The sequence below is a fragment of the Nonomuraea sp. NBC_00507 genome (assembly GCF_036013525.1).
Taxonomy (GTDB): domain Bacteria; phylum Actinomycetota; class Actinomycetes; order Streptosporangiales; family Streptosporangiaceae; genus Nonomuraea.
In genome coordinates this window covers 6,813,100-6,827,832 of sequence record NZ_CP107853.1, presented here as the reverse complement: position 1 = coordinate 6,827,832, position 14,733 = coordinate 6,813,100, and the positions used below count along the sequence as shown (strand labels likewise).

At 69.4% G+C, this 14,733-nt stretch carries 12 protein-coding genes; 3 read left to right on the top strand and 9 right to left on the bottom strand.

Translation table 11 applies throughout. From position 1 onward, the window contains the following. Positions 1–84: 84 nt before the first annotated feature. Positions 85–1,089, bottom strand: coding sequence for a type I glyceraldehyde-3-phosphate dehydrogenase (gene gap, locus OHA25_RS32940; protein ID WP_327580821.1), 1,005 nt, complete (start codon positions 1,087–1,089; stop codon positions 85–87). 183 nt (positions 1,090–1,272) lie between these two features. On the opposite strand from gap, the gene OHA25_RS32935 reads away from it, so the two are divergent. After that, the gene (locus OHA25_RS32935; protein WP_327580820.1) at positions 1,273–1,902 is read left to right on the top strand and encodes a hypothetical protein; all 630 of its coding nucleotides are present in this window, start codon (positions 1,273–1,275) and stop codon (positions 1,900–1,902) included. A gap of 505 nt (positions 1,903–2,407) precedes the next feature. Here the strand turns inward: OHA25_RS32935 and whiA are convergent. The 7 genes from whiA to OHA25_RS32900 all read right to left on the bottom strand — a co-directional run bounded on the left by whiA (position 2,408) and on the right by OHA25_RS32900 (position 9,717). Next, on the bottom strand, positions 2,408–3,388 hold the full coding sequence (gene whiA, locus OHA25_RS32930) for a DNA-binding protein WhiA (RefSeq protein ID WP_185103354.1): 981 nt from the start codon (positions 3,386–3,388) through the stop codon (positions 2,408–2,410). 73 nt (positions 3,389–3,461) lie between these two features. After that, complete coding sequence (locus tag OHA25_RS32925) at positions 3,462–4,379, bottom strand: gluconeogenesis factor YvcK family protein (protein WP_327591074.1); 918 nt, start codon at positions 4,377–4,379, stop codon at positions 3,462–3,464. A gap of 200 nt (positions 4,380–4,579) precedes the next feature. Next, positions 4,580–5,446, bottom strand: a complete 867-nt coding sequence (gene rapZ / locus OHA25_RS32920; RefSeq protein ID WP_305921273.1) for an RNase adapter RapZ — start codon at positions 5,444–5,446, stop codon at positions 4,580–4,582. A 387-nt stretch (positions 5,447–5,833) separates the two neighbouring features. Further along, positions 5,834–7,831, bottom strand: coding sequence for an excinuclease ABC subunit UvrC (uvrC, locus tag OHA25_RS32915; RefSeq protein WP_327591073.1), 1,998 nt, complete (start codon positions 7,829–7,831; stop codon positions 5,834–5,836). Positions 7,832–8,202: 371 nt separating this feature from the next. After that, entirely contained in the window at positions 8,203–8,667 is a 465-nt protein-coding gene (locus tag OHA25_RS32910) for a Rieske (2Fe-2S) protein (protein WP_327580819.1), read from the bottom strand. 46 nt (positions 8,668–8,713) lie between these two features. Beyond that, positions 8,714–9,181: a Rieske (2Fe-2S) protein gene (locus OHA25_RS32905; RefSeq protein WP_305921270.1), complete on the bottom strand. Its 468-nt coding sequence runs from the start codon at positions 9,179–9,181 to the stop codon at positions 8,714–8,716. Positions 9,182–9,285: 104 nt separating this feature from the next. Continuing rightward, positions 9,286–9,717 carry a Rieske (2Fe-2S) protein gene (locus OHA25_RS32900; protein WP_327580818.1) on the bottom strand — a complete coding sequence of 144 codons (432 nt, stop codon included), beginning with the start codon at positions 9,715–9,717 and terminating at the stop codon, positions 9,286–9,288. Between the two features lie 253 nt (positions 9,718–9,970). Between OHA25_RS32900 and OHA25_RS32895 the strand changes: the two genes are divergently transcribed. Further along, on the top strand, positions 9,971–10,705 hold the full coding sequence (locus tag OHA25_RS32895) for a DUF2306 domain-containing protein (RefSeq protein WP_327580817.1): 735 nt from the start codon (positions 9,971–9,973) through the stop codon (positions 10,703–10,705). Between the two features lie 50 nt (positions 10,706–10,755). On the opposite strand, the gene uvrA is transcribed toward OHA25_RS32895, so the two are convergent. Continuing rightward, complete coding sequence (gene uvrA / locus OHA25_RS32890) at positions 10,756–13,596, bottom strand: excinuclease ABC subunit UvrA (protein WP_327580816.1); 2,841 nt, start codon at positions 13,594–13,596, stop codon at positions 10,756–10,758. 466 nt (positions 13,597–14,062) lie between these two features. Here uvrA and OHA25_RS32885 point away from each other — a divergent pair, with 466 nt between their 5' ends. Next, positions 14,063–14,722 (top strand): MBL fold metallo-hydrolase, encoded by a 660-nt coding sequence (locus tag OHA25_RS32885; protein WP_327580815.1) that lies wholly within the window; start codon positions 14,063–14,065, stop codon positions 14,720–14,722. The last annotated feature ends 11 nt before the right edge of the window (positions 14,723–14,733 follow it).

The following is a 14,733-nucleotide window of genomic DNA, read 5'->3' as shown; positions in this document are numbered from 1 at the left end:
ATCGCACGATGCGACGAGTGGGCGGCGAGACCGATCATGCGAAGCAGGGGTCCAGGCGGCGGCGCTCCCTCGCGGGATCCGGCGTCAGAGACCGCGGCCCACCAGCTCGATCAGGTCGGCGAGCCGGTTGGAGTAGCCCCACTCGTTGTCGTACCAGCCGACGACCTTGACCTGGTTGCCGATGACCTTGGTGAGGCCGGCGTCGAAGATGCAGGAGGCCGGGTCGGTGACGATGTCGGAGGAGACGATCTCGTCCTCGGTGTAGCTGATGATGCCCTTGAGCGGGCCCTCGGCGGCGGCCTTGACCGCGGCGTTGACCTCCTCGACCGTGACGTCGCGGCTGACGTCGACGGTGAGGTCGGTGGCCGAGCCCGTGGGGATCGGCACCCGCATGGCGAAGCCGTCGAGCTTGCCCTTGAGCTCGGGCAGGACCAGGCCGATGGCCTTGGCGGCGCCGGTGGAGGTGGGCACCACGTTGAGCGCGGCGGCGCGGGCGCGGCGCAGGTCCTTGTGCGGGCCGTCCTGCAGGTTCTGGTCCTGCGTGTAGGCGTGGATGGTGGTCATCAGACCCTTCTCGATGGTGAAGGTGTCGTGCAGGACCTTGGCCATCGGCGCCAGGCAGTTGGTGGTGCAGGAGGCGTTGGAGATGATCGTGTGCTTGGCCGGGTCGTAGTCGCCGTCGTTGACGCCCATGACGACGGTGAAGTCCTCATTCTTCGCCGGGGCGGAGATGATGACCTTCTTCGCGCCGTTGTCGGCGTGCACCTTGGCCTTGGTGGCGTCGGTGAACAGACCCGTCGACTCCAGGACCACGTCCACACCGAGGTCGCCCCAGGGCAGCTTGCCCGGGTCGCGCTCCTCGAAGACCTTGATCGCCTTGCCGTTCACGATGATCTCATCGCTGGTGGCCTTCACCTCATAGGGCAGGCGGCCCAAGATGCTGTCGTACTTCAGCAAGTGAGCGAGCGTCGCGTTGTCGGTCAGGTCATTGACCGCGACGATCTCGATGTCCTTGCCACTGGCGGCGACAGCGCGCCAGAAGTTGCGACCGATACGGCCGAAGCCGTTGACGCCTACGCGGATGCTCACGGGAACCGAACTCCTCGAACAGATGGCGGGCTGAACCTCAACCACGAACCTTATCGGACCCAAATTGGTTTAGACCACTGCCACCCCCGCAGTCTGAATGACGGTTCTGCACACTAGTTTTGAGGCGTTCGAGTAAAGTGCCCGACTCATCGGAGTAAATTCGTGCATTCTCTGGGGGCTGAGATGTCACATAAGCGGTCCGGGCTGCTTCCCGGACTAGCCGCAGGACTCGTTGCGGCGCTGGTCTGCGCGGCCGGTATGGGGATGGCCATCGCGTTCCAGAGAAGCCTTCCCATCGAAGTCCGGACGTTCGGCAACGGGTATCCCCTCTCGATCGCGCTGTCCCTCGTGGTCGCGCTGATCGTCGCCCTGGCCATGGGTATGGCACGTCCGCGCAGCGTCGCCCTGCCGGCCGTGGCGGCGCTGTACGCGGGCGGCGCCGTGGCCGGTGGCCAGATCATCGGCAAGGCGATCATTTGGGGCGCCCTCACGCGGGGACGGGGCACGCCCATCGACCTGGCCGACATCACCCTCGACAACTTCTTCGGGGGCTTCTTCCCCGCCCTGAGCATCTACAGCTCCCCGCTGGGGCAGACGTGGCCGATCTGGCTCTCCATCGGCGTGGCCGCCCTGGCCGCACTCCTGCTGCTCACTCTGCGCGTGGTGTCACGCGTCCGCCGCGCCCAGCGCACCGAGGCGGCGACCGAGGAGCCGGAGGAGCCCGATTACCGAGCCCCGTTCGAGCCCGCCCAGTCCCCGGCCAAGCAGCCGGCGGGTGACCTGTTCACACCCCGCAAACCGGCCGGCGACTGACGCGGTCCGGGCTGACGCCGCCCAGCTCACCCAAGAAGGGGACACGCACGAACGGCCCCGCCCCGGGTCATCCGACCACGGAAGCTGGTCAAGCATGCGCTCCGTCACGGCGAGCGACCCGTGAGCCTTCACGACCGGCCATGACGGACGGAAACCCACGTCGGCGCGTGCGGCCCACTCGGCTCGCCGTAAAGAACGGGTCCTAAAGCCCCGCCACCACAACGGCCCCGCAGATCCGGACAAAGCACGATCACGGCCCCGCAGAACCACACAAAGCCCCATCGCGACCCCGCAGAACCACACAAAGCGCCATCACGGCCCTGCAGAACCAGACATAGCCCCACCATCACGGCCCCGCATAGTCGCAGGGCCACCATCAACGGGCCTGCAGGCGCACCGCCGCCACCGCCACCACCACGACCCCAGCCGCACCGCCACCACCACGACCCCAGCCGCACGGCCCATCATCGGCCGCAGCAGACGACGCCCTCAGCTGGTGTCGCCGTCAAGGGGCGAGCATGTCGACGGTGAGGTTGGCCTCGGTGTTGGGGATGCCGAGATCGGAGGCGCGCTTGTCGGCCATGGCGAGCAGCCGCCGGATCCGCCCCGCGATCGCGTCCTTGGTCAGCGGCGGATCAGCGATCTGCCCCAGCTCCTCCAACGACGCCTGCTTGTGCTCCACCCGCAGCCGCCCCGCCACCACCAGGTGCTCCGGAGCCTCCTCCCCGAGAATCTCCAGCGCCCGCTGCACCCGCGCCCCGGCCGCCACCGCGGCACGGGCCGAGCGCCGCAGGTTGGCGTCGTCGAAGTTGGCCAGGCGGTTGGCGGTGGCCCGCACCTCGCGGCGCATCCGCCGCTCCTCCCAGGCCAGCACGCTGTCGTGCGCCCCCAGGCGGGTGAGCAGGGCGCTGATCGCGTCGCCGTCGCGTACGACGACCCGGTCCACCCCGCGCACCTCCCGCGCCTTGGCGTGGATCTTCAGCCGCCGTGCCGAGCCCACCAGCGCGAGCGCCGCCTCCGGCCCCGGGCAGGTGACCTCGAGCGACATCGACCGCCCCGGCTCGGTGAGCGAGCCATGCGCCAGGAAGGCGCCGCGCCAGGCGGCCTCAGCGTCGCATGCCGCCCCCGCCACCACCTGGCGGGGCAGGCCGCGCACCGGGCGGCCGTGGTTGTCGATCAGGCCCGTCTGGCGGGCGAGCGCCTCACCGTCGCGGTAGACGCGCACGACGTAGCGAGAGCCCTTGCGCAGCCCGGCGGGCGCGAGAACGAGCACCTCCGCCTTGTGGCCGAACACCTCGCCGATGTCCTTGATCAGGCGCCGCGCGGTGGCGTTGGTGTCGAGCTCCGCCTCGATCACGATCCGCCCGCCCACGAGGTGCAGGCCACTGGCGAACCGCAGCAACGTGGAAACCTCCGCCTTGCGGCAGCACGGCTTCAGCACCGGCAGGCGGCTCAGTTCGTCTTTCACCACACCTGTCATCGCCATAAGCGTTAGTCCTCTCCCCCATTCAGACCGGCTCTCGTCAGTCTCTCGCACCTTCGCGCCACGCCGACCAGGATCAACGCTTCTGGAGGAAAATCTCGTCCAGGACGGAGGCAAGACGTCGTGGGTCGTGCCGCGCAGAGCCGTCGGCGGCGGCCACGTCGGCCATGACGAGCCGCGCGCCGAGCGCGGCGGCGGCCTTCTCCAGCGCGTCGGGGTCGTCGACCACTCCGGTGTCGGCCAGCACGACGTCAATCGACAGGTCAGGCGCGTGCTGCGCGAGCACCTCCAGATGCTGCTGGGGGGAGAAGTCGTCGGTCTCGCCCGCCTGGGGAGCCAGGTTGAGCGTGACCAGCCGCTTGGCCCGGGTCTCGTGCAGGGCCCTGGCCAGCTCGGGCACCTTGAGGTGCGGCAGCACGCTGGTGAACCACGACCCCGGACCGAACACCACCCAGTCCGCCTCCAGCACCGCCGTGACGGCCTCGGGCCGTGCGGGCGGGTCCTCGGGGACCAGCGAGATGGCCTGGACGCGACCCGGTGTCAGAGCACACGCCACCTGACCGCGTACGGTCGAGATGACGCCGTCGAGCTCCACCTCGGCCACGATGTCCAGCGGCACCGACGCCATCGGCAGCACCCGCCCGTGCGCGCCCAGCAGCCGCCCGACCCAGTCGAGCCCGGCCACGGGGTCGCCCAGCAGCTCCCACAGCGCCACGATCAGCAGGTTGCCGACGGCGTGCCCGTGCAGCTCGCCCTCGCTGCGGAAGCGGTGCTGCACGACCTCGCTCCAGGTGCTGCCCCACTCGTCGTCGCCGCAGAGCGCGGCCAGCGCCATGCGCAGGTCGCCGGGCGGCAGCACACCGAGCTCACGGCGCAGCCGCCCGCTGGAGCCGCCGTCGTCGGCCACGGTCACCACCGCGGTCAGCGTGTCGGTGACCATTCGTAATGCGGACAGGGACGCGAACAGCCCGTGCCCGCCGCCGAGCGCGACCACGCCCGGCCCGAACTCCGCGTGCCGCCCGGGAGGGCCGAACCGCCCCTCCTCACCAGGCGGGACGCCTCCGGCCACACCACGCCCTGCCGAGGCGTCGCCCACGTCGCGCAGGGGAGCATCAGCCGGCCGCGAACGCTCTACCGGGATGGGACCGCCGCCTGCCGGATCCGGCACAGTCGCTGCTTCGAAACCTTCATCGGTCACTCCCGCCCCACATCCCGGTGGCTCACCTGGACCTCCATCCCGCGGTCGCGCAGGCGGGCGGCGACCTGCTCGGCCATGGCCACGCTGCGGTGTTTGCCACCCGTGCAGCCCACCGCCAGCGTCGCGTAACTCTTGCCCTCACGCGCGTAGCCGGCGGCGACCACCCGCAGGACCTCCTCGTAGGCGTCCAGGAACTCCTTGGCCCCCGGCTGCCCCAGCACGTAGTCGCGGACCGGCGCCTCCAACCCGTTCATCGGCCGCAGCTCGGGCACCCAGTGCGGGTTGGGCAGGAACCGGCAGTCCACGACGAGGTCGGCGTCGACCGGCAGACCGTATTTGAACCCGAAGGACACGACGTTGACCCGCAGCCCCGGCCGGTCCTCGCCGCCGAAGTATGCCACGATCTTGTTTCTCAGATCGTGCACGTTGTGCGAGGAGGTGTCGATCACCAGATCGGCGTTGGCCCGCACCTCCCGCAGGATCCCCCGCTCCCGTGCGATGCCGTCGACCAGCCGTCCCTCGCCCTGCAGCGGGTGAGGCCTGCGGACGTTTTCGAAGCGCCGCACCAGCTCCTCATCGCTGGCCTCCAGGAACACGACGCGCACCCGCACCCCGCGCCCTTCGAGCTCCTCGATGGCGGCGTTGAGGTCGGTGGTGAAGGCGAGGCTGCGCACGTCCACGACGGCCGCCACCTTGTCGGCGGCCAGCTTGACCTTGCCCGCCTCCTCGGCCATCGCGAACAGCAGGCCCGGCGGCAGGTTGTCGATGACGAACCAGCCCAGGTCCTCGAGCGCTTTGGCCGCGGTGCTGCGTCCCGCTCCGGACATGCCGGTCACGATGACGAACGCCGGCCCGGTGCTCATCGCCTCACTCCGCCCGTCCGGCACCGTCTCACCAGTGCTTCGCCCGTCCGGCTTTGCCTCACCGGTGTCCATGTCTACGCCCTCTCCGGCCGGCGTCGTCCGCCGGCTCAGCGGCCCGGGCGCTCACCGCACGGCGGCCGCCCGGCACGCCCGGTTGAGTCATCGCGGCACGCCCTTTCACACTAGCGAATGCGGGAACGCGCCTTGGCCATGCCGCTTCGTGTCCATGGTCACGCTCGCACGGGGCTCCGCCGGCCACGCAAGCCACCGCTCCCCGCCCCAAGCTCCCCGCTCTGTGCCCATGGTCGCGCTCGCACGGGGCTCCGCCGGCCACGCAAGCGACCGCTCTCCGCCCCAGGCTCGCCGCTCTGAATGACCGTGGCGGCATCAAGGCGAGTCTCCCTTCAGCGTCGAGACGATGACCTCAGCGATCGAAGGGCCGATGCCCGGAACCTCGCAGATCTCGTCGGCGGTGGCCTCACGCAGCTTCTTCACGGAGCCGAAGTGCTTGAGCAGCGCCTGCCGCCGGGCGGGGCCGAGGCCGGGCACGCTGTCGAGCGCGCTCTCCTTCACCGTCTTCGCCCTCTTGGAACGATGGTAGGTGATGGCGAACCTGTGCGCTTCGTCTCGGACGCGTTGCAGCAGGTAGAGGCCTTCGCTCGAGCGAGGCATGATCACCGGCTGGTCGTCGCCGGGCAGCCACACCTCCTCCAGCCGCTTGGCGAGCCCGCACACGGACACGTCGTCGATGCCGAGCTCGTCGAGCGCCCGCTGGGCGGCGGCCGCCTGGGGGCCCGCGCCGTCGACCACGACCAAGTTGGGCGGGTAGGCGAACTTGCGCGGCTTGCCCGTCTCGGGGTCGATGGGGCCGTGCGCGTCCTGGTCGTCGGGTGCCAGCTCGCCGGTGGCGGAACGCTCCTCCAGGTAGCGGCGGAACCGCCGCATGATCACCTCGTAGATCGAGGCGACGTCGCCTTCCTTGGTCTTGACCGCGAAGCGCCGGTATTCGATCTTGCGCGCCAGCCCGTCCTCGAACACCACCATCGACGCCACGACGTTCTCGCCCTGCAGGTGGGAGACGTCGTAGCACTCGATGCGCAGCGGCGCCTGGTCGAGGTCGAGCGCGTCGGCGATCTCCTGCAGCGCCTTGCTGCGCGTGGTCAGGTCGCTGGCGCGGCGGATCTTGTGTTGCGCGAGCGACTCCTTGGCGTTGCGCTCGACGGTCTCCATCAGCGCCCGCTTGTCGCCGCGTTGCGGCACGCGTACGTCGACGCGGGCGCGGCGCTGCTCGCCCAGTAGCTCCGTGACCGCCTCGTTGTCGGGCGGCAGGGCGGGCACGAGCACCTCGCGGGGCATCGACTCGGGGGCGGCCTCGGCGTACATCTGCAGCAGGAACTGCTCGACCAGCTCGCCGGGCGTGGTCTCCTCGACCTTGTCGACCACCCACCCGCGCTGGCCGCGGATGCGGCCGCCGCGCACGTAGAAGACTTGTACGGCGGCCTCGAGCGGGTCCTCGGCCAGCGCGATCACGTCGGCGTCGGTGCCCTCGCCGAGCACGACCGCCTGCTTCTCCAGCGCCCGCTGCAGGGCCTGGATGTCGTCCCTGAGCCGCGCGGCGCGCTCGTATTCCTGCTCGGAGGCGGCCTCGCGCATCTCCTTCTCCAGACGCTTGATGAAGCGGCTGGTGTTGCCTGCCATGAAGTCGCAGAAGTCCTCGGCCAGCGCGCGGTGCTCCTCTGGGCTGACCCGGCCGACGCAGGGCGCCGAGCACTTGTCGATGTAGCCGAGCAGGCAGGGGCGGCCGATCTGCCCGGCCCGCTTGAACACCCCCGCGCTGCAGGTGCGCACCGGGAAGACCCGCAGCAGCAGATCGACTGTCTCCCTGATGGCCCAGGCGTGCGAGTAGGGCCCGAAATAGCGCGTGCCCTTGCGCTTGGCCCCACGCATGACCTGCACGCGCGGGAAGTCCTCTCCCAAGGTGACCGCGAGGTAGGGGTAGGACTTGTCGTCGCGGTATTTCACGTTGAAGCGCGGGTCGAACTCCTTGATCCAGGAGTATTCGAGCTGCAGCGCCTCCACCTCGGTGCCGACGACCGTCCAGTCGACGTCGACGGCGGTGGTCAGCATCGTCTGCGTTCGCGGGTGCAGCGCGGAGAAGTCCGCGAAGTACGAGTTGAGCCGCTGCCGCAGGCTCTTGGCTTTGCCTACGTAGATCACCCGGCCGTGCGCGTCCCTGAACCGGTAGACCCCCGGGGAATCGGGGATCGAACCCGGCTTGGGCCGGAAACTCAAAGGGCTGCCCGCTGATCTCGCCACGAACAAAAGCCTAGTAGCCCACACCGACAAGGTCGCCCCGTCGCGGGCACGACCGGCTAGACCAGGCATCCCGGCCGCGCCCCCAAACGCGACCAAGACCAACACCACCCCGGTTCCGACCGACACTGGCCGACACACGGGCACTCGCCGACACACCGGCACTGCCCAACTGGCACTGGCCAACACACCGGCACAACTGGCCGACTGGCACTGGCCGACTGGCACTGGCCGACTGGCACTGGCCGACTGGCACTGGCCGACTGGCACTGGCCGACTGGCACTGGCCGACTGGCACTGGCCGACTGGCACTGGCCGACATTGATCGGCACACGGGCACACGGGCACACGGGCACACGGGCACACGGGCACTCGCCCGGCCCGGCCGGCGCGAACGGCCGCTGGACGGCCCAGCTCGCGCCGGGCCGTTCCCGGCGGCGGCGCTACGCGAGCGTGATCTGGTCGCCGTCGACCTTGATCTGCTGCTCGGGCAGCGGCTTGTCGGCGGGCCCGTTCGTCACGGCCCCGTCCGCGATGTTGAACTTGCTGCCGTGACAAGGACAGACGATCTGTCCGTCCGCGACGCTGCCGACCGCGCAGCCGCTGTGCGTGCACACCGCGCTGAACGCCTTGAACTCACCCGACGTGGGCTGCGTGACCACGATCTTCTGGTCCTTGAAGATCGTGCCACCGCCGACGGGGATGTCGGCGGTCGTGGCCAGCGCACTCCCGCCCTGCGGCGCGGCGCTGGACTTAGCGGCGCTGGACTGAGGCGCGCTCGACTCGGTGGCGCCACCGGCGCTCGTCGCGGTATCGGTACCGCCGCCACATGCGGTGATCGCCAGTGCCAGGCCGCTTGCGCCCACGCCTGCGATCACCACCCGGCGGCTACGAAGGTCTTCTCCCATGCGCTCACCCAAACGCACCCAGGTGAGAAATTCATGAGACGCGTGTTCACGCCAGCCTGATCTTGTCTCCGTCCACCGTGATCTTCTTTTCCGCGAGCGGCTCGCCCGCGGGCCCATCAGTGACGGAGCCGTCCTCGATGCTGAACTTGCTGCCGTGACAAGGACAGTTGATCGTGTTGTTGGAGACGGTGGCCACCGTGCAGCCCGCGTGGGTGCAGACGGCCGTAAACGCCTTGAAATCGCCTGCGGTCGGCTGCGTGACCACGATCTTCTGACCCTCGAAGACCTTCCCGCCCCCTTCGGGGATGTCGCTGGTGGCGGCCAGCGCCTTGCCCTTCGATGCCTGCTTCTTCTTGGGTGCCGCGGACGACGCCTCCTCGGCCGGCTCTTCGGCCGGAGGGTCGGCGCTCGCTTCCGTCGTCGGCGAACCGTAGCTCGCACACGCTGTCAGAACCGCCGCCAGCCCCGCGCCACCGGCGCCGAGCATCATTGTCCGGCGCGTCGTTTCCGTCATTGTGCGTTCCTCCCAGGATTGTCTTCACTTCAGGTACGGCCAGCGCCATGGCGCCGGTTCAGCGTGCCCGAGACCAATCCCGGCGACTACGCACAATTACCGGTTCAGACGATCACGATGCCGTCGCCTTCGACCTTGACCGGGAATGCGGTCAGCGGAGCGGTGGCGGGCCCCTTGGTGGCGTTGCCGCTGTCAGCGGCGAACTCGCTGCCGTGGCAGGCGCACTTGATCATCTTGCCCTCGGGAATGCTCACGGCGCAGCCCATGTGCGTGCAGATCGCGCTGTAGGCCTTGTAGACGCCCTGCGCGGGCTGCATCACCACGATCTTCAGGTCCTCGATCAGCTTGCCGCCGCCCACCGGCACGTCGGCCGTCTTGGCGATGACCTTGCCTTTGATGCTCTGCTGAGCCTTGATGTCCCCCGTGCCGCATGCCGCGAGCGCCAGCCCGCACGCCGCGACTCCGGCCGCCCCCAGCATCTCGCGCCGTCCGAGGCCGCTTTCAGCGGCCACTTCCGTCGAACCCCAGGTGTTCATGTTCGAGAGCTATCCCATATCTCTTCGTGGTCAGCGTGTGACATTCGGTGGCGCGGCCTGCTGCCCCTTAACAGTCGATGCTGACCCACTGCGGTCAAGTCGTCACCCAGAGTCAAGTCTATGGGCGCCGCCCGCCGGTCCCGTCCGCGGGTGGCAGGTCGCAGCGCCCGGCGGGCACCTCTGACCGCCCTCCAGGGCGGCACGTCAGCGGCTGGTAGGCCGGCGGTCAGCGACCGCCTTGACCCTTGCGGCCATGACGCTTTCGACAGAGCAGCAGCCACCGGTCTCCCCCGCCCCACCCCGCCGTCCCCGATGGTGGCGCCGTCCATGGGTGGCGCCGCTGGCGGTGGTGGCGGTCGCGTTCGTCGCCTTCTCCCTGCCCCCGTACCTGTCCATGGACCCGAGCCAGTCGCGCGTCCCCGCCCCGGACTTCTTCCCGCCGCATTTCGTCGTCCTGTCGCTGCACGTCGTTTTCGGCTCGATCGCGATGATCACGTGCTGCCTGCAGGTCTGGCCGTGGTTCCGCGGCCGCTACCCGCGCGCCCATCGCCTGATCGGCCGCGTGTACGTCTTCGCCGGCTGCCTCCCCGCCGGCCTGCTCGGTCTGATCGTCTCCGTGACCACCCCGTATTTCGGCCCGGTGACCGCCGCCAGCGGCGTCGTGCTGGCACTTGTCTGGCTGGGATGCACGCTGGCGGGCTGGAGGATGGCCAGGCAGCGCAGATTCGTCGACCATCGCCGGTGGATGGTGCGCAGCTTCGCCCTCACCATGTCGATCATCACGAACCGCCTGTGGGGGACCGTGTTCTTCATCGTGTTGTCGCCGCAACTGGAGACCACCTTCCACGGCGACGAGACACTTCTGGCGAGCGCGGTGTCGGCGCTGAGCGCCTGGCTCGGCTGGGTGTTGCCGCTGCTCTTCGCCGAGTGGTGGCTGGAGCGCGGCGACGCCGCCAAACGCCGCCGCCGCGCCCGCCAAACCGCATGACCCATGCCCGCCAGGGCGCATGACCCTCGCGGCCACCAGGCCGGGTGACCTCAGAAGGACAGGATCTTCCGCAGGAAGCGCCCGGTGTGGCTCTCCTCCACCAGCGCGACCTCCTCGGGCGTGCCGCTGGCGACCAGGGTCCCGCCGCGTGAGCCGCCTTCGGGACCCATGTCGATGATCCAGTCGGCCGTCTTGATCACGTCGAGGTTGTGCTCGATGACGATCACCGTGTTACCGCCGTCGACCAGCCGCCCCAGCACGCCGAGCAGCCTGCGGATGTCCTCGAAGTGCAACCCGGTGGTCGGCTCGTCCAGCACGTAGATCGTCCGCCCGGTCTGCCGCCGCTGCAGCTCGGAGGCCAGCTTGACGCGCTGGGCCTCGCCCCCGGACAGCGTGGTGGCCGGCTGCCCGAGCCGGACGTAGCCGAGACCCACGTCGTGGAGCGTCTGCAGGTGACGCTTGATCGCGGGGATCGCGTCGAAGAAGCCCAGGGCCTCCTCGATCGGCATGTCCAGCACCTCGGAGATCGTCTTGCCCTTGTAGTGGACCTCCAGCGTCTCCCGGTTGTAGCGGGCGCCGTGGCAGACCTCGCACGGCACGTAGACGTCCGGCAGGAAGTTCATCTCGATCTTGATGGTGCCGTCGCCGGCGCACGCCTCGCAGCGCCCGCCCTTGACGTTGAAGCTGAAGCGCCCGGGCTGGTAGCCCCGCACCTTCGCCTCGGTCGTGGCCGCGAAGAGCTTGCGAACGTGGTCGAAGACGCCGGTGTAGGTGGCCGGGTTGGAGCGCGGGGTGCGCCCGATCGGCGACTGGTCGACGTGGACGACCTTGTCCACGAGATCCATGCCGTTGATCCGCGAGTGCCGGCCCGGCACCGTGCGCGCTCCGTTGAGCTCCTTGGCCAGCGCGTTGTAGAGGATGTCGTTGACCAGCGTCGACTTGCCCGACCCCGACACACCCGTCACGGCCGTGAACAGCCCCAGCGGGAACTCGATGTCCACGCCCTGGAGGTTGTGCTCGCGCGCCCCCTTGACCGTGATCTGCCGCTTCTTGTTGCGCGGGCGGCGGATGGCGGGGATGGGGATGCTCCTGCGCCCGGACAGGTATTGCCCCGTCAGCGACTCCTCGCTGGACAGCAGCTGCTGCACGGTGCCGGACACCACGACCTGGCCGCCGTGCTCGCCCGCGCCGGGACCGATGTCGACCACCCAGTCGGCGGCCGCGATCGTGTCCTCGTCGTGCTCGACCACGATCAGCGTGTTGCCCATGTCACGCAGCCTGACCAACGTGTCGAGCAGGCGCATGTTGTCGCGCTGGTGCAGGCCGATGGACGGCTCGTCCAGCACGTAGAGGACGCCGACCAGGCCGGAGCCGATCTGGGTGGCGAGCCTGATGCGCTGCGCCTCGCCACCCGCGAGGGTGGCGGCGGCCCGGTCCATGGTCAGGTAGTCGAGGCCGACGTCGAGCAGGAAGCCCAGGCGGGCGTTGATCTCCTTGACGACCCGCTCGGCGATCTGCATGTCGCGGTCGGACAGTTTGAGCGCGGCCAGGAACTTCGCGCACTCGCCGATCGACATGGCCGCGACCTCGGCGATCGACTTGTCGGCGACCGTCACCGCCAGCGTCACCGGCTTGAGCCTGGCTCCCTTGCAGGCCGGGCACGGGATCTCGCGCATGTAGCCCTCGAACCGCTCGCGGCTCGAGTCGCTCTCCGCCTCGGCGTGCCTGCGCTGCACCCACGGGATGACGCCGTCGTAGGTGGTGTAGTAGGAGCGCTGCCTGCCGTAACGGTTGCTGTAGCGGACGTGCACCTGCTCGTCGTGGCCGTACAGCAGCGACTTCTGCGCCTTCTTCGGCAGCCCCTCCCACGCGGTGTCGAGCGTGAACCCGACGGTGTTGCCCAGCGCCTCGATCAGCCTGACGAAGTATTCACTGGTGTGGCCGCCCGACCAGGGATGCAGCGCGCCCTCGCGGAGCGTGCGCTCCGGGTCGGGCACCACCAGGTCGGGGTCCACCTCCATCTTCGTGCCCAGGCCCGTGCACTCGGGGCAGGCGCCGAACGGCGAGTTGAACGAGAACGAGCGCGGCTCCAGCTCCTCGAACGACAGGTCGTCGTAGGGGCAGTAGAGGTGCTCGGAGTAGAACCGCTCGCGGCCGGGGTCGTCCTCGGGCCGGTCGACGAACTCGAGCGTGATCGTGCCGCCGGACAGCAGCAGCGCCGTCTCGACCGAGTCGTTGAGCCGGCGCCGCGCCGACTCCTTGACCGACAGGCGGTCGACGATGACCTCGATGTCGTGCTTTTCGTACTTCTTCAGCGTCGGCGGGTCCTCCAGCCGCACGACGGTGCCGTCCACCCTGGCCCTGGCGAAGCCCTTGGTCTGCAGCTCGCGGAAGAGCTCGGCGTATTCACCCTTGCGTCCGCGCACGACCGGGGCGAGCACCTGGAACCTGGTGCCCTCCTCCAGGTCCATCACCCGGTCGACGATCTGCTGCGGCATCTGCCTGGCGATCGGGCGCGCGCACACCGGGCAGTGCGGCTTGCCGATCCTGGCCCACAGCAGCCTCAGGTAGTCGTAGACCTCGGTGATCGTGCCAACGGTCGAGCGGGGGTTTTTGCTGGTGGCCTTCTGGTCGATCGACACCGCCGGGGACAGGCCCTCGATGAAGTCGACGTCGGGCTTGTCCATCTGCCCGAGGAACTGGCGAGCGTACGCCGACAGCGATTCGACGTAGCGCCGCTGCCCCTCAGCGAAGATCGTGTCGAAGGCCAGGCTCGACTTGCCCGAGCCGGACAGGCCGGTGAAGACGATCAGCGAGTCTCGCGGCAGGTCGAGCGAGACGTCCTTGAGGTTGTGTTCTCGTGCACCACGCACGATCAGGCGGTCTGCCACGGCGATCCCGGAAGTCGAAAGGCGGATAGGTCCACGGGGGATGGTAGACGGGAGCTCCGACAAATTCGGCGGCCCGCATCCCGGCCCCCGAAAAATCCGTCCCTCACAGGTTACGGCCATCAGCCACCTCGGCAGGAGGCCTTCGACATCTAACGATCCGACCTGCGGCTTTATGCCCGCCCTCAGACGAGGAGCCCAGATGTTGAAATATCCAGATATGGCGGGTCCTATCCGCGCTGCAGGCGGAGTCGCCCACGGACGCGACCTCGGCGGCGGACCCGTCGTCCAGGGCACGCCACGCGACATGCTGGCCTGACTGACCGGCAGGTCGGACGGCCGGGGCGTTACCCTGGTGCCTGCGGGGCAGTCGTTCATGCCAGGCCCCGGGGGGACAGGCTTTCCAGAGCCGCCGCCGTGGCTGACCGGCCCCCGCAGATCTGCCCGCGACGCCCCCGAAGGACTATTGATGACCTACACAGGTGACGTCCAGGTCGGCGGTCCCGCCGACGTGCGCGAGCTGCCCGCGCTGACGATCTGCAAGCTCGCCGTCGGCCCGTACGACAACAACGCCTATCTGCTGCGCTCCACGCAGACCGGTGACGGCCTGCTCATCGACGCGGCGGCCGACTCCGATCGCCTGCTCGCCCTGATCGCCGACCAGCCGATCGGCGCGATCGTCACGACGCACCAGCACGGCGACCACTGGCAGGCGCTGGGGCAGGTCGTCAAGGTCACGGGAGCCCAGGTGATCGCCCATCCGCTGGACGCGGCCGCACTCCCGCTGCCGGTGGACCGCACGGTGGAGCACGGCGACACCATCACCGTCGGCGACGTCACCCTGGAGGTCATCCACCTGCGTGGCCACACGCCAGGATCGATCGCGCTCCTGTACGACGGAGGCGAGGAGGCGGGCACACACCTGTTCACGGGCGACTCCCTGTTCCCCGGCGGCGTCGGCAACACCTGGAAGGACCCGGAGCGCTTCGACCAGCTCTACACCGACGTCGTGGAGCGCGTCTTCAACCGCCTGCCCGACGAGACCTGGATCTACCCGGGCCACGGCAAGGACACGACCCTCGGCGCCGAACGCCCTTCCCTCCCGGAGTGGAAGGCCCGCGGCTGGTAACCGGCGCCCGG